Origin of the sequence: Bacillus sp. AFS012607 (assembly GCF_002558005.1) — a bacterium.
In the GTDB taxonomy this organism is placed as follows: domain Bacteria; phylum Bacillota; class Bacilli; order Bacillales; family Bacillaceae_G; genus Bacillus_A; species Bacillus_A thuringiensis_S.
In genome coordinates this window covers 143,531-164,277 of record NZ_NTVM01000005.1, presented here as the reverse complement: position 1 = coordinate 164,277, position 20,747 = coordinate 143,531, and the positions used below count along the sequence as shown (strand labels likewise).

Sequence of the window (20,747 nt, the reverse complement as noted above, 5' to 3'; positions counted from 1 at the left end):
ATTAGCATTCCCCCGAGATTCAACTTTATTGAAACGGAGTCATAATATGATTAATCAAAAAAAGTATGTACAATTTGTCATAATATACATATCTATATTTGCTCTTTGGATACTCTTTATTCCAAATGAGTCGCATATAAAGGAAATTGGGATTCTTTTCTTATTCTGTTTTGCTGCACTTTTTTCTTGCCACTGTTTATATAAAGCTATTAAAAAAATGAAACGCAGTGATAAACTATTTTGGATTTTATTACTATGCACTTGCCTATGTGGATTAGTTATGGAGATAACCCTATTTCTTAGTTCGATTTCCATGCATAATCAATCTATATTTTCATATAAAGCATTACCTTTTTTTATCATACAATATATTTTGCTCTTTGTTGGATTTGCTATAAAGTTTATAAAAAATTACTCTATTAAGGGACTTTCTCAATTCTCATTCGATAGCATCTTTATTATTATTATGAACATTTATTTCACCTTAACTTTTATCTTAGATATTTCAAGCTTCCGCATGTTAACAAAGGACACTTGGATTTTAATTGGGTATTTTATTGCACAATCATTAGTAATTTACGCCGTTATTAGCCTATATAGAAGAGAACAATATTCTTCTAGTAGAATCGCATTAATTATCGGTTTCACTATTATACTCGTATACGGTTATATTCATCTGTTTCAATTGAATTTTGGGATGAAAACTTCCGCTGAAATTAATTATTTAATACACACTGCTTCTATTTTATTAATTGGACTTTCTTCCATACTATATATTTTGGATAAACCAATGCAGCATGAAACGAAAGCAAAATATTATCGATTCGATTATATACGTTTTATACTACCTTATTTTAGTATAATTATTACTTTTTCTTTTATTATCATTCAACCTTGGGATGATAAATTCATGTTAATCGGCCTCGTGTTATCACTTATTTTGTTATTCTTGCGGCAACTTTACATGTGGAAAGATAATCAAGCACTAATCCATACATATGAACAGTTGACTACACAACTAGAGGGCGAAGTTGAAGAAGGTGCATTTGCATTATCAAAAAGTGAACAACGCTATAAATCTTTATTCGAAGATCATCCCGATGCCGTTTTCTCTTTAAATATGAATGGCATTTTTCAACAATCTAATAAGGCATGCGAAAGCTTATTTACTGCCTATTATTGCGAAGTGGCAAGCTATTCTCTGGTACACTTCATTGATTCAAAAGACCACGAACTACTTAAGAAGGCTTTACAAATTACAAAGGAAGGTAAGCCACAAACGTTAGAAGTTCGTACAAAAGAACAAGAAGGCTATTATTATTATCTCCATATTACACTTATCCCTACTTTTATAAACAAAGAAGTGGTCGGAATGTTTGGGATAGCGCGTGATATTACCACTTTATATGAAAAACAAAAACAAGTAGAACATTTAGCCTTTCACGATGCACTTACTGGATTACCAAATCGCCGAAAGTTCGAAAAAGATTTAAAAGCCATTTTGAATACAGCCCAAACTAACGCAAATGATGTCGCCGTCATGTTCCTTGATTTAGATCGATTTAAAAAAATTAACGATAGACTTGGTCATGACGTCGGAGATTTATTATTAATTGAAGTAGCAAACAGACTACGCGGTTGCTTGCGTTCAAAAGATGTCGTCGCTCGCCAAGGTGGAGATGAGTTTACCATTCTATTACCAGAAATGTACTCAGAAAAAAGTGCAATTTTTATAGCTGAACAGATTTTAACTATTTTAAACAAACCATTCTTCATTCAAGGCGAAGAACTCTCTATTACACCGAGTATCGGAATTGCGATGTATCCTGATTATGGAACTGATGTAAATGAGTTAATGAAAAATGCTGATATGGCTATGTACCGTGCGAAGGCAAATGGAAAAAACAGATTTGTTTTCTTCTCAAAAGAAATGAGTATCGCTCAAAATGAAATTCAATTCTTAGAAGGTGAACTTTCAAAAGCATTACAACAAAATGAATTTTTCCTTGAATACCAACCACAAGTAAGCACAAAAACAAAAGAAATTATCGGTTTTGAAGCATTAATACGTTGGAAGCATCCAAAACTCGGTATCGTATCTCCTGCCCAATTTATTCCTCTAGCAGAGGAAACTGGTTTTATTATTGAACTTGGTAATTGGATTTTACGTACTGCCTGTTTAGAGGCAAAAAGATGGCATAATCAAGGTTTTTCTCACTTAAAAGTTGGTGTGAATTTATCTGTTGTTCAATTTAACCATGCTGATTTAATCCCAACTATTTCAAAGGTGTTAGAAGAAACAGAACTGAAACCAGAAGCACTAGATATTGAAATTACGGAAAGCATCGCAATTAATCAAAATCAATCTGTAGTTGCAAAACTAGAACAGCTTCAAAATCTCGGCATTCAAATTTCAATCGATGACTTTGGAACTGGTTATAGTTCTTTAGCTTATTTAACAAAATATCCAATCAACACATTAAAAATTGCTCGAGAGTTTATTTGTGGAATTACAAATAGTCCTTTAGAAGAAGCAATTGTCTCTTCCATTATTACACTATCAAAAGAACTAAATTTAGAAGTGATTGCAGAAGGTGTAGAAACGGAAGAAGAATGGGAATTTTTACATAGACAAAATTGTGATCACATTCAAGGATTCTTTATTAGCAAACCTGTTTCTAGTAAAGACGTTTGGATGTTACTCCATAAAAAAACAACCGTCTAAATAAGGCGGTTGTTTTTTAAAACTCAAAAGGTAAATCTGCAGCTACTTGTACCTCTTGATCATTATGAGAAATTATTTGACTTTTCTCTAATGTTGTATCACCTAATGAAATACCCCATGCCATTGCTAACGTTAATAAACTACCAATAAGTAATTTCTTCATATTCCATCACCCACATTTTTTACTTTTAATATATCATGAAAATTTATTCACATTGTATGCAATTATGCATATCCACTTTTTAGGTTGTTTATCTGCTGATTTTATTTACGAGCGCTTCTTTATATGCATGCATTTCTAATATATCAAAAAAGAAACTTGCCTTCTTATATGCATCTTCAATCTCTGCCTCTTCATACTCCAACTTCCTTAGGCATTCACCTCTTTGATAATATAGCTGTCCAATTAATGCCATACTATTAATTCGGCATGATATTTCAATCGCTTTATTTACTTGATAAAGTGATTCTTCATATCGACTATCTAAGTATAATGCTTTTGCATGATTATACCTTACCTTCACGTCAAATTCTTCATTATCATGCAACGCCTCTAATTGTTTTAATATTTGTTCAAATAAATCAATACCCTTCTTCAAATAGCCATTTTCAGCATAAATGTTTGCAATTGCGTTTTCAATATAAAGATTCTGATATACATCAATTCCTGTCAATTGTTGATTGAGCAATTTCTTTAATTCTAAAATACAATATTCGTAATCGACTTTTTTCAACACGTAAGCAGCTACATAATATTGCCATTGAAGAAATTGCTGGAATTCAGGATGATATTCTTCCTTTTTCAGCTCATTCCATACTTTATTATAAATTTCTTTATATCTTTTTTGCTTACAAAGCATAATGACTTGATCTTTAAACTGTTTTTTTCTTTCAATATCCGAATAAATGAGTACCTCATAAAAATGAATAATGGGAATTTGTAATTTCGCTGCAATACCTTGCAATATATCCATACTTGGGTATACTGCACCCGATTCAATTCTGCTTACTTCCGATTGATGACATATGTTCTCGGATAACTGTTTTTGTGTTAGTCCTCTTAACACTCTAATTTTCTTAATTTCACTTCCTAATTTCTCTGCTTGCATACTTACTCACCATCCCATTATAACAATCTAATTTTTTAAGTTGTCATACCACTACAATAATGTGCATTCGACAATTTTTGATATGAAATAATGCATAATATATATAAAATTCGGCAAATTTTTCATACAATTCATCTCACATACAATAATAGATTAGGAGTGTTATAGATGAATTATAGAAAACTTGCCAGTGCTTTCGTTACATTCGGTCTTCTTTACCCTTTATCAACAGAAGCTATTCATGCTCAAGAATTAGACAAAAGTGCAGTCAAAGTTGAAATTGCTCAGCCTGGTTTAACAATCGGGAAATTAACACAACCTCAAAATGATACGAAAGAAAATATTGCTAAAAAGTATTTAAAAGGTGAGGTAGATGGGGCTAAAGCTCAACAAGAACAAGTCACTACTGAAAAAAATGTAGATTTCCAACCTACAAATAAAGAAACCAAAGAAAATCAAACCGAAGTTCGCCTTGCACAAACATATAAAAACTATAAAGTATATGGCCAAGATCTCATTGTAAAAGTAGATAAAAATGGAGTGATCACAACTGTTAGTGGTAAAGTTGTTCAAAATTTAAATCAACAACCTAATCTTACTATAACAAATTTTTTGTCGAAAAATGAAGTGAAATCTAAATTACGCGATATAGTTCAAATTCCAAGTGATGCGGTTGAGACAGAATTCTCTAGCGAAACCGTTGTTTATAAGAAAAAAGATGGCTATTATACATTCGCAACTGTTATTACATTTACTTATGAAAACAATGAACAAATTATAAATGGCAATGCTATCGTTGATCTAAAAACTGGTGAAGTACTTTTCCAAGAAAAATTCATTAAAAACAAAGAGAATAAGACTATAAATCAAGTAACATCACCTAGATTATCCACTGCAAGTGAGCAAGGAACTGGGAAAAATGCACTTCAAGAAAACATCTCTTTCAATATTGCCAAAGGAACTGATGGGAAATTTTATTTAGCGGATTTATCACGCGGAAATGGTATTTATATTTATAATGCAAACTACGCCGATTCCCTCGGGGGATATAGTCAAGCTGGTTATCCAGGGACACTAATTTCAAGTAGCACTCCTAATTTTGCAGATAAAGAAGCCGCGGGCGCTATGAAGAACATGAGTGATATTTATGATTACTTTAAGAAAGAACATAATCTAAAAAGTTACGATAATAAAGATTCAAAAGTTGTTGCTAGTGTACACGGTTTTGATTCTACTGAAGTTAGTGATGGTATAAAAGAAGACTATGTAAATGCATTTTGGCATCCCGCTTGGAACCAAATGGTATTTGGTGATGGTTTAGACGGCAAACTAACATCAGCTCTTGATGTAACAGCTCATGAATTTGGACATGCTGTATTCAGTGGCACGACGAAAAATAAAGTCGTGAGATATCCAAGCGCTGAAACATCTGCACTAAACGAGGGATTAGCGGATTTCTGGGGTACACAAATCGAATATTACGTAAAGAAAGATAAAGGAAACTGGATTATGGGCGATACATTAGGTGGCCTAACAATTCGTGATATCCCAAGGGAAATTGGTGACGGCGGTCATAAATTATATACAAATTTACAAGATTTCTATAATGATGGTAATAATCAAGAATCACACGTGAATTCTGGTATTATCAGTCACGTATTATATCAATTAGCTGAAGGTAAAACATATAACGGTATTGCTGTTCAAAAACAAGGCAATGAAAAAGTAAGCAAAGTTGTTATGCGTGCATTGCAAAATTATGCAACTTCCGCTGAAGACTTTGAATCACTTCAATCTCACATCGTACAAGCTGCAAAAGATTTATATGGCACTGCCGTATCAAATGAATTTGCAAAGGCATTTGAAGCACATGGTTACAAGTCGTTACAAAAAGTAAATAAGGTAATAGAAGTACAATAACAAAGAAGAAGTTTACTCCTCTTAGGTAAACTTCTTCTTATATCCAACCCTTTTCTTCCGCAATTGTAATTGCCTCAATTCTATTTTTCGCATCGAGCTTCGTTAATACTTCAGAAATATAATTACGTACTGTACCCGGTGAAAGATAAAGTGCCTTCGCAATTTCGTTTGCCGTCTTTCCTTCTTTCGCAAGCAACAATACTTCCTTTTCGCGATCTGACAACGGATTTTGCTCCTGCCATAGACCGAACATTAACTCTTGGGAGACCTCTCGTTTCCCCTTCATTACATTACGAATTGCTGCTGCTAAATCTTCACTTGGGCTATCTTTTAATAAATAGCCGTGCACGCCAGCTTTCATTGCTCTTTCAAAATATCCTGGCCGTGCAAATGTTGTTAAAATCATAACTTTACATGGTGATTTTTCTTTCTTTAACGCTTCAGCAACATCTAATCCACTTTGAATTGGCATTTCAATATCCATAATACTGATATCCGGTTTTAACGATTCAATTAATTTTAGCGCCTCTTCCCCGTTTGCCGCTTGCCCAATTACTTCGATATCATCTTCTAGATCAAGTAAGGCACCTAATGCACCACGAAGCATCCGTTGATCTTCTGCAATAATAATTCGAATCATGCCCTCACCTCATCTTTTCCTGTTCTAATAACAACTGGAACTTTTACTGTTAACAACGTCCCTGGATTGATTGTACCTAGTTCAACAAATCCATCAATAAGAGCAATTCGTTCTTTCATGCCGCGGATACCATTTCCATCATGATTTTGATCTGTTAAACCAATTCCGTTATCTTCTACTTTCAAAATCAGCTCACCTTGCGATTCTAATACAGAAACTGCACACCGCTTTGCCTTACTATGTTTTACAACATTTGTAACGGCCTCACGTAAACACATCCCGACAATATTTTGTTCAATTGGTGATAACGAGCTCGAGCTTGCTTCTTGCCTCACTTCTAATTCAATATTAGCTGCTTGTAAGATTGCCTTTATTTGCTCTAGCTCTTCTTCTACCGTAATCATACGCATATCAGAAATTAATTCTCTCAGCTGCTTTAAGGCTGTACGAGACGTTTGTGTAATTTCCTTCGCTTCCACACTTGCACGCTCTGGATTTTTCACAATTAACTTCTCTACAAGCTGGCTTTTCAAAGTAATAAGAGATAACGTATGCCCTAATGTGTCATGAAGATCTCTCGCAATCCGCTGCCGTTCTTCACGCTTTACTAAGTCTTTAATTTGCTCGTTTGCTTCATTCAGTTGGTTCTTTAACATCTTTTTCTGATTAAAATTGCGCATACCAAATGGCGTAAGAAGCATTAAAATAAACATCGGAACGATATTTACTAAACTTGTAGTTGTTAGTTGATTCATATTTACAAATAAAAATGCTCCAAGCATTATAACTAACGAACATAACAGCACTCGAAATACTTTCTTATTTGGCGCAAATCCCATCGCACTTGCTGTGAAAAAGCCAAAAAATATCATAAAAGGATTATAAAATAAAGCAAATAAAAAGATGAGTACCATTTGAATACAAGCCCAAAAAACAAACGTTCTCTGAACAAAATAAAGCTGACGGTATGTGACGATAAAAATTATCAACATACAGCTTCCTATTACAAGCTTCCATCCTGATGCCTGCGCTAAGTGATAAATTGGAAATAATAGATAAACAAACCACATATACGGAAAGAACCCCATATGTTTCGGAAAAACCTCAATCCTCTTTTTCTCTATCATTTATACCGCTTCCTGTCTTTTTCTTATATATATTGATACTACAACAAATATAAGGAAATAACCTCCTAATACCGCGATATTTTCCCATCCAATTGATTTTCCAGCTACAATATCCCACGCACCACTTCCGAAATGGTATGTCGGTGTCCACTCACCAATCGTTCTTAATATTTTGGGGAATACTTCAATCGGCATCCATAACCCGCCAACTATAGCTAAGCTCATATTTAAAATATTTGCTAAGCCAGCAGCTGCGTCCGCCTTCTTAATGGAACCTATTACTGTTCCTAATGCTAAAAATGGTGTTACCCCTAACAATAACCATAGCCCCGCACCAATCCATTGCCCTACCGTTAACTCAACATGATTAATTAGTATCCCTGCAATAAAGATAACTAATATTGAAAAAGCATTTACTACTGTTTGAGCGATAATTTTTGCTGTTAAATATGCTCCCTCTGGAAGCGGTGTAATTTTTAGAAGATGTGTCCATCCTTGCCCTCTTTCCTGAGAAAGTCTCACACCGAAACTAAAGAGTGCAGTCCCTACAATGCTGAAAGTTGCCATCGAAATTAAATAGTGTGCTTTCCACGCATCTCCGTTTTGTGGTACTTGAACAACATTTGTAAAAATGTAGTAAAACATAACAGGCATTAATAATGAGAAAAAAATAAATAATTTATTGCGGAATGTACGTAAAATTTCTATTTTGCATTGCATCCATAACGCTCTCATGCGATTTCCTCCTTCTGATTTGCGACAAACTGTTCAAATGCTTCATCAAGGCTTCCACGTTCAACTGAAACATCTATTACAGGTAAATTCCTTTGATAAATGGCTTTTAAAGTTGCATCCGTATCCTCCGTTGTTAAAATGAAGCGTCCTTCGTTTGACTTTACTTCTGTTACATTTGGTAATTCCTTTAGTAATTTTGTAGGAATGCTTTCCTTCGAATAAAATGTGATTGTTTTTCTCGAAATCGTTGCTTTCATTTCGTCTGGTGTACCATCTGCGATAATCTTTCCGTTCGCAAATAATAAGATACGATTTGCTAAAGCATCTGCTTCTTCTAAATAATGCGTCGTTAAAATAATCGTTTTCCCTTCACTTGCTAACTTTCGAATCGTTTCCCAAAACGTTCTTCGAGACGTAATATCCATTCCGACTGTCGGCTCATCTAAAAATAACAAATCCGGATTTCCCGCAAGTGCAAGCGCAAAGTTTAACCTTCTTTTTTGCCCACCTGATAATTTCTCACATCTTTGCTTTCGCTCTGATTCTAAATTTGATAACTGCAGTAACGTTTCTTTCGCTACAGGATTCTTATAATAACTGCGGAATAGCTCTATTGCCTCTTCCACTGTAATGCTATCAATCACACTTACTTCTTGTAACATTGCCCCAAGATTATTACGAACGCCTCTCTGCTTTGGACTCTTTCCAAATATAGAAACCGTACCTTCTGTAGGATCTTTTAATCCAAGCATCATCGAAATTATCGTCGTCTTCCCCGCACCATTTGGTCCAAGTAATGCTACTATTTCTCCTTTATCCACGTGAAATGAAACGTTATTTACTGCTTTTTTATGTTTAAATGTTTTAGAAACACCATTTACTTCAATAATCTTTTCCATCTCTCCACCCCCACTGTTTCTTATATTTACATTGTATTACCTGGAAAACTTAGGAAACAGTATGATACGTCATGACATCGATATGACAATTGTCATATATTCCTTGTGAGAGGAATCAGCCCGCATACCGCAAGCAAGTAGCAGGACGAAAATAAACATGATACAATCGGATAAGATATATATTCGAGGAAGGACAGTGGTTTTCATGATTATTCGTAATGAACAAGATTTAGAAGGCTTACGAAAAATCGGCCGCATCGTTGCGCTTGCACGTGAAGAAATGAAAAAACAAGCGAAGCCAGGTATGACAACGAAAGAGCTTGATTTGATCGGTAAAAAAGTATTAGATGAGCATGGTGCTATTTCTGCACCTGAAAAAGAATATGATTTTCCAGGTGTAACTTGCATTAGTGTAAATGAAGAAGTTGCTCATGGTATTCCAGGAGATCGTGTATTAAAAGAAGGCGATTTAGTAAACGTCGATGTATCTGCTGCACTTGATGGCTATTATGCTGATACAGGTATTTCATTTGTACTTGGAGAAGACGAGGCAAAAGAAAAGCTTTGCCAAGCAGCGGTTGATGCATTTTGGGCAGCAATGAAAAAGGTTAAAGCTGGCTCAAAACAAAATCAAATTGGTCGTGCTGTTTCAAACTTCGCACATAAAAGTGGATACAATGTTATTCAAAACTTAACTGGTCACGGCATTGGTCTTAGCTTACATGAAGCACCAAATCACATTTTAAGCTACTATGATCCAATGGATAATACGCTTCTAAAAGACGGTCTTGTTATCGCTGTAGAACCGTTCATATCTATGAAAGCTGATCATATTATTGAGCGTGGTGACGACGGTTGGACATTCATTACACCTGATAAAAGTCTTGTTGCACAATGTGAACATACCGTTGTCGTAACACGCGGCGAACCAATAATCTTAACAGAAATCTAATATAAAAAAACGGCTGTTTTGTAGATTTATTCCACATAAAACAGCCGTTTTTTAATTTTGGGAAAATATGTGAACTATTGTTGAACTCTTTATCATTTAAGTATATAATCTTTAGCGGAGGTTACTTAAGCTTATCTTTACTAAAAAGATATTGTAGCTAAGGAGGAAAACACCTTCTTTTTTATTGTTTAAACAGTCTCAAAAATGACCGTAGTAACGGGTTAGTCGAATATTCTGTAATCCTTATATTCCTCTAACAATGTAAGAAACTATCGTCTTTCAACTTCGGTCCACTAATCGTACAACTCTCTTTAGACAAAATAGATGACTATTTTCAAAGTACATATTGTCTTCATTCTGACCAAAAACAACCCTATCTAGATTTTTATTTCCACATAACTTTAAGGCAAAAATAAGCCTTCACAAGGGGATACACTACCTTGGTTAGTATGTATCGTAAAACTTACCTTTATAACCATTCTTTTTTACTAGATATACATGAAAACTATCTCACATATAAAGGTCTGATATCATTCTTTATATCAGTATTTTTTTCGACATTTTTTGTCGAATTGTGTATATTTCCAAATAACTGTGTAAATATACATTTTGTTTTACGCTAAATAATATTACTTTGAACATAACCCAGTTTGTCTGAGAACGCGTATAGAAACGGAGGGATAGCAAAAACAAATAGCTTATAACAAATACTTTTAATATTCCATTTGTTCATGTGGAATAAGTCCCCAATGGACAAATGAATGTTCAGAGGAGGAAAAATGAAAAAACTTTTCAATGTATGTTTAATTGTATTCGTACTATTTTCGCAGCTTGCTAGTTTTCCATACAATCAAGTAAAAGCGGAAACCTTAACAGGAGATTCCTTATTTGACAATGTTGAAATGAAAGATGCAACGAATCATATTATTGACGAAGCAAAAAATCCTAACAACTTAATAAAGATAGGATCAACCATTCGAGTAGAATACGCTTGGTCAATAAAGGATCAACAAGTTGCACATGCAAATGATACAGCAGTAGTTCAAATACCACTTGCATTAAAAGTATCTAAAGATTTGCAAGGGGATTTAGTAACAGATCAAAAAAATATTGGTCAATATTTTATAACAGCTAAAGATAATAAATTAAAATTGATATTTAATGATCAAGTAGAAAATTTGAAAGACGCTAAAGGAAAAATTAAAGTTGATACCGTGTTTAACTCAACTTTAAAAACTGGAGAAAAATCAGTTCAAATCGCTTTTCCTTTAGGAACAATCGTTCAACCTATATCAGTTCCTGTTCAGGTAGAAGACTCTAAAGAAGATGGCACCAAACAGGATACTAATAAACAAGTGCAAGATCCAGTAGCTAAACCTGTTACTGACAATCCGGAGCAAGATCCAACAACTAAAACTGTTACTGACAATCCGGAGCAAGATCCAGCAACTAAACCTGTTACTGATAATCCGGAACAAAACCCAGCAACTAAACCTGTTACCGATAATCCGGAACAGAAACCAGCAACTAAACCTGTTACCGATAATCTGGAACAAAACCCAGCAACTAAACCTGTTACCGATAATCCGGAACAAAACCCAGTAGCTAAAATTGCTACTGGCAATCCAAAACATAAGCTAGCAAGCAGCCCTGTTGAGAATACAAATTCAGGTCCAAAGCAAATAACAACAAACATTTTAACCGGTGTAAAGTTGACGGATAAAGACGGAAAACCATTTACAGAGGATAACCGTCCAAGCACAGATTCCCCTGCCAATATTGAGTTTACATGGGAGCTTTTAAAATCAATGAATGTGAAAAGCGGAGATTACTATATTTTTGATCTTCCTAAACATTTTAAGATTTACAATACAATTAACAGTCCTTTATATGATAGTGAAAACAATCAAATTGGTAATTTTACTGTTACAAAAGACGGAAAAGTCACGATGACATTCAACGATTATGTTGAAGAGCATCCAGATGTTGCTGGTAACCTACAATTAAAGACAGAATTTAATAAAGCTGAAATTAAAGGTACAACAACACAAGAAATTCCTTTCCCAATTAAAGATAAGGATGTTTCTATTACAGTTGACTTTAAGCCTAATGTACAAACAGCTACGAATAAAAAAGGGGTACCTGATAGACCAATTAATACAAATGAAATTAATTGGAAAGTAGAGATGAACAAAACGAAAGAAACCCTTAAAAATGCTGTTTTTAAAGATAACATCCCACAGGGTACAAGCTTAAATAAAGATTCTATTAAAGTTTATTATTTAGAAGTTGATGTTAATGGAAATGTAATGCGTGGTGCAGAAGCTGAGCCAACAGATTACAATATTATTTCATCAGATGGCTCAAAATTGGAGATTGCTTTTAAAGATTCTATCAATAAAGCATATCAAATCGAATATGCCACAAAAATTACTGATGAAAATATTAAAAGTTTTCGAAATAACGTTACGATAACGAGTGATAATCAAAAGCAACAAAACGCAAGCTCTACTGTAACGGTTTCTCGTGGTACACACTTAAATAAAACAAGTAAATATGATCCAAAGACGCAAACAATTGAGTGGACAATTACTTACAATGGTGATCAAAGAGAGATCAAAAAAGCAGACGCGATTTTAAAAGATATTTTTGACGATACACACGAACTAGATGCAAATTCTATTGTTGTGAAAAACGCTTCATATAATGAAAAGGGAACGCTTGTAACAGGTGACGCTGTGAATAATTACACTGTAAATAACAAGAAGAATGGATTCGATTTACAGTTTAACGATGATATTAATAGTGCTTATGTGATTACCTATAAAACCAAGCCAACTAATAAAGTTATAGAAGATGGAAAAGTAAAAAATAAAGTTACAGCTGATAATGATTCAAGTAAAGAAAATGAAGCTAGCTTCAAGCAGCAAAATATTATTAAATCTAATAATAAAGCTGAAACAAATTATAAAGACAAAACAACAACTTGGACAATTATAGTAAATAATAACAACTACCCATTAAACAACGCGATCATTACGGACACCTTTGATCATGGTGGATTACAATTAAAAGATAAAAAACTAGAAATTAAAGATGGAAATTATACCCTTCAAGCTGGGACTGACTATGTTTTAGATGCAACAGATAAAGGCTTCAAAATTACTCTTATAGGTACATATCAGTCTAATATGACAAAGACATTAGTTGTAAAATATACGACAGACTTTGATTATACAAAGCTAGAAAGTGGTAAAACTTCATTTAAAAATACAGGTAACCTATCTTGGATAGATACGGATTCTAAGCCACAATCAAATAAAGTTGAAGCTAATTTCGATCCTGATACTTTCACAAAGGCAAATGGTTATAAGTACGGTTCTTATAACGCTCAAACGAAGGAAATTACTTGGATAATAGGCTTTAACTATAATAATGTTGAGATTAAAGATCCTTCTGTTATAGACGTAATACAAGATAAACAAAAATTAGTTCCTGGATCCATTGAAGTACGCGATATGATTTTAAATGGAAATCCTGATAATGCACAACCTGGTAATGCTGTACCAACTGAGAAATATGAACTTGAAGAACCTACAGAGAAAAATAAAAACACCCTAAAGGTTCATTTCAAACAATCAATTAATTCACCTTACTATATTATCTTTAAAACAAGCCTTGATGGTGAACTTATCCAAGGCACTTACAAAAACGAGGCAGATTTAAAAGATGGCTCTAAAATTGTTAACACCCTTACAGGTGATACTCAAGTAAATAAAGGTGGCAGCTTCGTTACTAAAAAAGCTGTGCAAGACGACAACTATATTAATTGGAGTATCGCAATTAACGAAAGCCAATCAACCATTGCGGATGCGGTTGTAACAGATGACCCAACCGAAAATCAGGTAATTGTGGAAGATTCATTCCACTTATACCCTACAACTGTTGATCCATATGGAAATTTAACAAAAGATAAAGTAAACGAATTAAAAGAAGGAACAGACTATAAACTCAAAATAACAACAGACAATACTACCGGAAAGCAACATTTCGAAATTGCCTTCTTGAAAAAAATTGATCGAGCTTATATTTTAGAATATCGCTCACTTATTAATGCAGACGATAAAGAAAAAGTAAGTAATAAAGCGAAAATCACAGGCAATAAGTTGACAGTTAAAAACACAGAAACTACTGAAACAATTGAAGTGAGAATGTCTTCTGGTTCAGGTGGAGGATCTGCTACCAAAGGTCGTGGAAACCTTGAAATTATAAAGGTAGATAACGACAATAAGAACGTACTATTAGCTGGGGCAGAATTTACTTTATACGATCGTACAGGTAAAACTGTTATCCGTAAAATTACAACAGACAAAGACGGTATCGCTAAATTTAATAATTTAAAACGTGATAAATATTTATTAAAAGAAACAAAGGCTCCTGAAGGCTATGTAATTAGCTGGGATTTAAAACAAGGGAAAATTGTTGAACTTGGTACACAAGAGACTACAACATATAAACTTGCAAATAAGAAATTTGTCGGGAAAGTAGTTTTAACAAAATCTGATGACCTGAACAAAAATGCAACACTACAAGGCGCTATTTTCACACTACTGGATAAAGATAAAAAAGTAATTCCAGAACACAAAGAATTAACAACAAATAATAACGGACAAATTATTATAGATAAACTAAAACCAGGAACTTACTACTTACAAGAAACGAAGGCTCCTGAGCATTATCAATTAGATAGCAAACTTATTCCGTTTACTATCTCTATAGATCAAACAACAGTAGTAAATCTAACTGCGACAAATAGTTTAACTAAAGGATCTGCTCTTTTAACAAAAGTGGATAATTATAATAAAACTTTAGCAGGGGCAGAGTTTACTGTTCAAGATCGCAACGGAAAAAATATTCCTGGATATGAAAAATTAACAACAAATGAACATGGACAAATAGAAGCAAAAGATTTACGTCCGGGTAAATACCAATTTGTCGAAACAAAAGCTCCTGAGCATTATGAATTAGACAAAACGCCTATTCTATTTGAAATAGAAAAAAGCCAAACTACAGTCGCTTCTGTTACAGCAAAAAACGCTTTAATTAAAGGTGACATTACGTTAACAAAAGTGGATGATACTGATGGCACTACCCTTGAAGGTGCGGTATTCAAAATTGTTAACGACAAAAATGAAGATGTCCGTACAAACTTAAAAACAGAAAAAGATGGAACTTTGACCGTTAAAGATTTAGATCCTGGTGATTATCAATTTATTGAGACAACACCACCTAAATACTATGACTTAAATAAAGAACCAATTCCGTTTACAATCGAGAAAAGTCAAACAAGCATTATCTCAATTACTGCAAAAAACAGTTTAACTACAGGTGCTGTTGAGCTATTAAAAGTCGACGAATTTGATAAAAAGACTCCTCTTGCTGGAGCTATGTTCAAAATCGTGAATGATAAGAACGAAGACGTTCGTACAGAATTAACTACCGACACAAACGGAACTGTTAAAGCTTCTGACTTACGTCCAGGCAAATACAAATTTATTGAAACAAAAGCTCCTGAACATTATGAACTGCGATCAACACCAATTGAATTTACAATTGAGAAAGGTCAAAAAACACCGATTGTTATTACAGCTGAAAATGGTCTACTACCAGGCGATGTTGAACTAACAAAACTCGATGATACTGATGGCACTGCACTTATAGGTGCCGTATTCAAAATCGTTAATAATAAAAATGAAGATGTCCGTACAGAATTAGTTACGAATCAGGAAGGTAAAATTATTGCTACTGGTTTACGTCCAGGTAACTATAAATTTATCGAAATGAAAGCTCCTGAGCATTATGCCTTAAATAAAACACCTATTGAATTTACAATTAAGGAGAGCCAAGCGACTGCTATTAACGTTACAGCTACTAACAGCTTAACAAAAGGTGGTATTGAATTAACAAAAGTTGATTCTGTAAATGCTAAGGAAACCCTTGAAGGTGCAGTATTTAAAATTGTTAATGACAAAGGTGAGGATGTTCGTACGGAACTTACTACTGATAAAGACGGTAAATTAGTAGTACAAGACTTACGTCCGGGTAATTATAAGCTAATCGAGACGAAGGCTCCTACTTATTACGATGTAAATGAAGAACCAATTGAATTTATAATTGAAAAGAGTCAACAAAAACTCATCCCTATTACTTTCAAAAATAGTTTGACGAAAGGAAAGGTCAAATTAATTAAAGAAGATGACGTGGAGAGCGCGAAAGCTCTTGCTGGCGCTGTATTCACATTACAAGACGCAACTGGCAAAGAAATTATGAAAGATTTAATAACAGATGCACACGGAGTATTAGTCATCCCTGATTTAGCACCAGGCGATTATCAATTTATTGAAGTGAAAGCTCCTGAACATTATAAATTAGATCAAACACCTATTAAGTTCACAATTAAAAAAGGTAGTAAGGAAGATCTTCCTATCCCTGTTACTGTAAAAAACAGTTTACTTACAGGTGGCGTCACTTTAACAAAAGTTGATGATGTTGATGGCACTACTCTTGAAGGTGCAGAATTTATAATCGTTGACGCTCATGATACTAAAAAGGTAATTCGCAAAGGTTTAACGACTGATAAAAACGGTAAAATTACTGCTTCTGATTTACGTCCTGGAGACTATCAATTTGTTGAAGTAAAAGCTCCAAAAGACTATACCTTAAGCAAAGAGCCTATTCCGTTCACTATCGAAAAAAGTCAAAAAGAGAATATTACTGTTACTGCTACTAACAGTTTAAAGAAAGGTGCAGTAACATTAACAAAAATCGATGACATCGATCGTACGATGCTCGAAGGTGCAATCTTTAAGATTGTTGATATGAACGGTAAGGAAGTTCATACGAATCTTGTTACAGATAAAAACGGAAAAATTTCTGTTTCTGATTTACGCCCTGGAGACTATCAGTTCATTGAAACAAAAGCTCCTGAGCACTATGTATTAGAAGAAACACAAATTCCGTTTACAATTGAAAGAAGTCAAACGAAAGAGATCAATGTTACAGGTAAAAATGCTTTGAAAAAAGGTAGCGTTGAACTAACAAAGATTGACGATATTGATATAAATACAAAACTTGCTAACGCCGTATTTAATTTATTAGATGCAGACGGAGAGCTAGTTGAAGAAGGCTTAAAAACAAATGATGAAGGTAAAATTGTTGTTGAAAATCTACGTCCTGGTACGTATCAATTCGTTGAAACAATTGCTCCTGAACATTACGTTTTAGATAAAAAACCTATCGTATTTACAATTAAAAAGAGCCAAACTGAAGCTCTTCATGTCACTGCTACAAATGCTTTAACAAAGGGTGCTGTTAAACTTTCTAAAGTAGATGATGTTGATGCCACTGTTCTTAAAGATGCAGTATTTAAAATTGTTAATATGAACGGTGATGTAGTTCATAAAGACCTTGTTACAAATGAACAAGGACTAATCGAAATTAACGACCTACGTCCTGGTGATTACCAATTCATCGAAACGAAAGCTCCTAAGGATTATGTTTTAGATGAAACACCAATCAAATTCACTATTGAAAAAGGACAGAAGAAATCTATTTCTTTAACTGCTACAAATAGCTTAAAACAAGGTAGTATCGAATTACTTAAAGTTGATGATTTAAACGATCAAACAAAACTTGCCGATGCGGTATTTAATTTACTAGATCAAAATGGCAAGGTACTTAAAACAGATTTAAAAACAAACAGTGAAGGTAAAATCGTTGTCGAAAACTTACGTCCTGGTACGTATCAATTCGTTGAAACAACGGCTCCTGAACACTATGATTTAGACAAAAAACCAATTATATTTACAATTGAAAAAAGCCAAAAAGATATCGCTACCGTTACTATGAAAAATAGTTTAACAAAAGGCGGCGTGGAACTTTCTAAAGTAGATGACGTTGATGGCACTACTCTTGAAGGCGCAGTATTTAAAATTGCAGATATGAATGGTACTGTAATTCGCAAAGATCTTGTTACGAATCAACAAGGTAAAATTAGCGTTTCTGACCTACGTCCTGGTGATTATCAATTCATCGAGACAACGGCTCCGAAACACTACAATTTAAACAAAGAGCCAATTCCATTCACAATCACACAGAGCCAAGCTGAGCCTGTCTCTGTTACAGCTACAAATAGCTTAACGAAAGGCACTGTGGAGCTTTCTAAAGTGGATGATGTTGATGGTACCGCTCTTAAAGATGCGATATTTAAAATTACTGATATGAATGGTAATGACATTCGCACTGAGCTTACAACAGATGTACATGGAAAAATTTCTGTTTCTGATTTACGTCCTGGGGACTATCAGTTTGTTGAAGCGAAAGCTCCTGAACACTATAAATTAGATAGTACACCTATTAAGTTTACAATTAAGAAAAGCCAAAAAGAAAAGCTCCAAGTTACTACTACAAATAGCTTAACTGAGGGTGCTGTAGAATTAATAAAAGTGGATGATATAAATCCAGATACAAAACTTTCTGATGCAGTGTTTAACATCATCGATGCGAAAGGTAAAATTGTTCGCACTGATTTAACTACTGATAAAGATGGTAAGATTACTGCTACGAACTTACGCCCAGGAGACTATCAATTCATTGAAATGAAAGCTCCTAAGCATTACGATTTAAATAAAACACCTATTAGCTTCACTATCGAAAAAAGTCAACTAACTCACGCTTCTGTTACTGCTAAGAATGGCCTAACAAAAGGTGGCGTGGAATTAACGAAAGTTGACTCTATAGATAAGAAAGAAATGCTAGAAGGTGCGGTATTTAAAATTACTGATCTGAACGGTAACGACATTCGTACGAATTTAGTTACCAATAAAGATGGAAAAATCATCGCTAAAGACTTACAACCAGGAGACTATCAATTTATTGAAACAAAAGCTCCTAAACATTACGACTTAAATGAAGAACCAATTAAGTTCACAATCGAAAGAAGTCAAACAAAGCATGTCTTCGTTACAGCTATTAATAGCTTAACGAAAGGTAGTGTTGAGTTAATTAAAGTTGATGATGCCAAGCAAAACACAACACTTGAAGGTGCAGTATTTAAAATTGTTAATAAGGATGGACACGATGTTCGTACCGATTTAACTACTGATAAAAACGGCCGTTTAGTTGTGGATGAATTACCGCCAGGAGACTATGAGTTTATCGAAACAAAAGCTCCTGAACACTATGACTTAAACAAAACACCTATTAAGTTCACAGTTAAAAAAGGCCAAGAAAAAATCGCCTCTGTTACTGCTACGAATAGCTTAACTAAAGGCGCAGTTGAATTAACTAAAGTTGATGACATCGATGGTACTACTCTTGAAGGAGCAATCTTTAAAATTGTAGATATGGACGGCAAGGATGTTCGTTCTGATTTAACTACTGATAAAGATGGGAAGATTTCTGTTTCTGATTTACGTCCGGGAGATTATCAGTTCATTGAAACGAAAGCTCCTAAGCATTATGACTTAAATCAAAATCCTATCAAGTTTACTATTGAAAAGAGTCAAACTGCTAAAGCTTCTGTTACTGCTACTAACAGCTTAACTAAAGGCGCAGTTGAATTAACTAAAGTTGATGACATCGATGGTACTACTCTTGCAGAGGCTATCTTTAAAATTGTAGATATGAACGGTAAGGATGTTCATTCTGATTTAACTACTGATAAAGATGGTAAGATTTCTGTTTCTGATTTACGTCCAGGAGATTATCAGTTCATTGAAACGAAAGCTCCAACTGGCTATGATTTAAACATTAAACCAATTCCTTTCACAATTACGAAAGGACAATCTCAGATTACCTCTGTTACAGCTTTAAATAGTTTAACAACAGGTTCAATTGAGTTAACTAAAGTTGATATTGATCACCATGGAACACTTGAAGGTGCCATTTTCAATATTTTAGACCAAGATGGAAAAATCATCCGAGAAGGTTTAAAAACAGACCAACACGGAAAAGTAATCTTAAATGATTTGAAACCTGGTAATTATCAATTAGTAGAAACACAGGCTCCTAAAGGCTATCAATTAGATGCATCACCAATAAACTTTACAATTGATAAAGCCCAAGCTACACCACTACAAATTACAGTTTCAAATAAAAAGATTGAATCTTCGTCAGGTGGAGATGACAAGCCAGTTACTCCTCCAAATAAAGAAGAAAACAAAGGCAATGAAACATCTGAGAAACACAAAAACGGAACTTCCGAAGAAATATCAAATGAAACAGATAACAAACAGCAAGATGATCGAAATACGGATAAGCACCTTCCAAATACAGGTCATAAAGAAGATCCTACACAAACAGTAGGTATCGTTCTTCTACTAGCTGGATTATTAAGTATTTTAGCTAAAAAACGCAAAAAAAATTATTAATAATTTTTTCACACCCAATCAATCTCTCAATTGATTGGGTGTTTTTTTATACAAAAAGGACGATACATAAAGTATCGTCCTTTTAACGGGGTGAGGCTGCCCAAAAGTACGGAAAACCTTTGAACAGCCTCGTATTTTCATATGGATGCCTTACATATATCACTGATAATAATTATGAAATGCGGAAACATAATTACCATCAACTGATTC

Annotated in this window: 10 protein-coding genes; 4 read left to right on the top strand and 6 right to left on the bottom strand. The window is 34.1% G+C overall.

What is annotated here, in order from left to right:
- The first annotated feature begins 46 nt into the window (after positions 1-46).
- The gene (locus tag CN409_RS03560; RefSeq protein ID WP_002162962.1) at positions 47-2,725 is read left to right on the top strand and encodes a DUF4084 domain-containing protein; all 2,679 of its coding nucleotides are present in this window, start codon (positions 47-49) and stop codon (positions 2,723-2,725) included.
- A gap of 16 nt (positions 2,726-2,741) precedes the next feature.
- On the opposite strand, the gene CN409_RS03555 is transcribed toward CN409_RS03560, so the two are convergent.
- Positions 2,742-2,888: a quorum-sensing peptide PapR gene (locus tag CN409_RS03555; RefSeq protein ID WP_000734733.1), complete on the bottom strand. Its 147-nt coding sequence runs from the start codon at positions 2,886-2,888 to the stop codon at positions 2,742-2,744.
- An 88-nt stretch (positions 2,889-2,976) separates the two neighbouring features.
- Positions 2,977-3,834, bottom strand: a complete 858-nt coding sequence (locus CN409_RS03550; RefSeq protein ID WP_001147494.1) for a helix-turn-helix domain-containing protein — start codon at positions 3,832-3,834, stop codon at positions 2,977-2,979.
- A gap of 168 nt (positions 3,835-4,002) precedes the next feature.
- On the opposite strand from CN409_RS03550, the gene CN409_RS03545 reads away from it, so the two are divergent.
- The gene (locus CN409_RS03545; protein ID WP_097980931.1) at positions 4,003-5,754 is read left to right on the top strand and encodes a M4 family metallopeptidase; all 1,752 of its coding nucleotides are present in this window, start codon (positions 4,003-4,005) and stop codon (positions 5,752-5,754) included.
- 37 nt (positions 5,755-5,791) lie between these two features.
- Here CN409_RS03545 and CN409_RS03540 read toward each other — a convergent pair whose 3' ends face one another.
- From CN409_RS03540 to CN409_RS03525, 4 genes are read right to left on the bottom strand one after another with little or no spacing between them, the layout of a single operon-like run.
- Positions 5,792-6,394, bottom strand: coding sequence for a response regulator transcription factor (locus tag CN409_RS03540; protein ID WP_000619243.1), 603 nt, complete (start codon positions 6,392-6,394; stop codon positions 5,792-5,794).
- Complete coding sequence (locus CN409_RS03535; protein WP_097980930.1) at positions 6,391-7,521, bottom strand: sensor histidine kinase; 1,131 nt, start codon at positions 7,519-7,521, stop codon at positions 6,391-6,393. Before CN409_RS03535 ends, CN409_RS03540 begins: the two co-directional genes overlap by 4 nt.
- Positions 7,522-8,256 carry an ABC transporter permease gene (locus tag CN409_RS03530; RefSeq protein ID WP_001202431.1) on the bottom strand — a complete coding sequence of 245 codons (735 nt, stop codon included), beginning with the start codon at positions 8,254-8,256 and terminating at the stop codon, positions 7,522-7,524.
- Positions 8,253-9,155 (bottom strand): ABC transporter ATP-binding protein, encoded by a 903-nt coding sequence (locus CN409_RS03525; RefSeq protein ID WP_000411117.1) that lies wholly within the window; start codon positions 9,153-9,155, stop codon positions 8,253-8,255. Before CN409_RS03525 ends, CN409_RS03530 begins: the two co-directional genes overlap by 4 nt.
- Before the next feature lie 157 nt (positions 9,156-9,312).
- Between CN409_RS03525 and map the strand changes: the two genes are divergently transcribed.
- The gene (gene map / locus CN409_RS03520) at positions 9,313-10,107 is read left to right on the top strand and encodes a type I methionyl aminopeptidase (protein ID WP_002083543.1); all 795 of its coding nucleotides are present in this window, start codon (positions 9,313-9,315) and stop codon (positions 10,105-10,107) included.
- Positions 10,108-10,886: 779 nt separating this feature from the next.
- The gene (locus CN409_RS03515) at positions 10,887-20,537 is read left to right on the top strand and encodes a SpaA isopeptide-forming pilin-related protein (protein WP_141527680.1); all 9,651 of its coding nucleotides are present in this window, start codon (positions 10,887-10,889) and stop codon (positions 20,535-20,537) included.
- Positions 20,538-20,747: the final 210 nt, after the last annotated feature.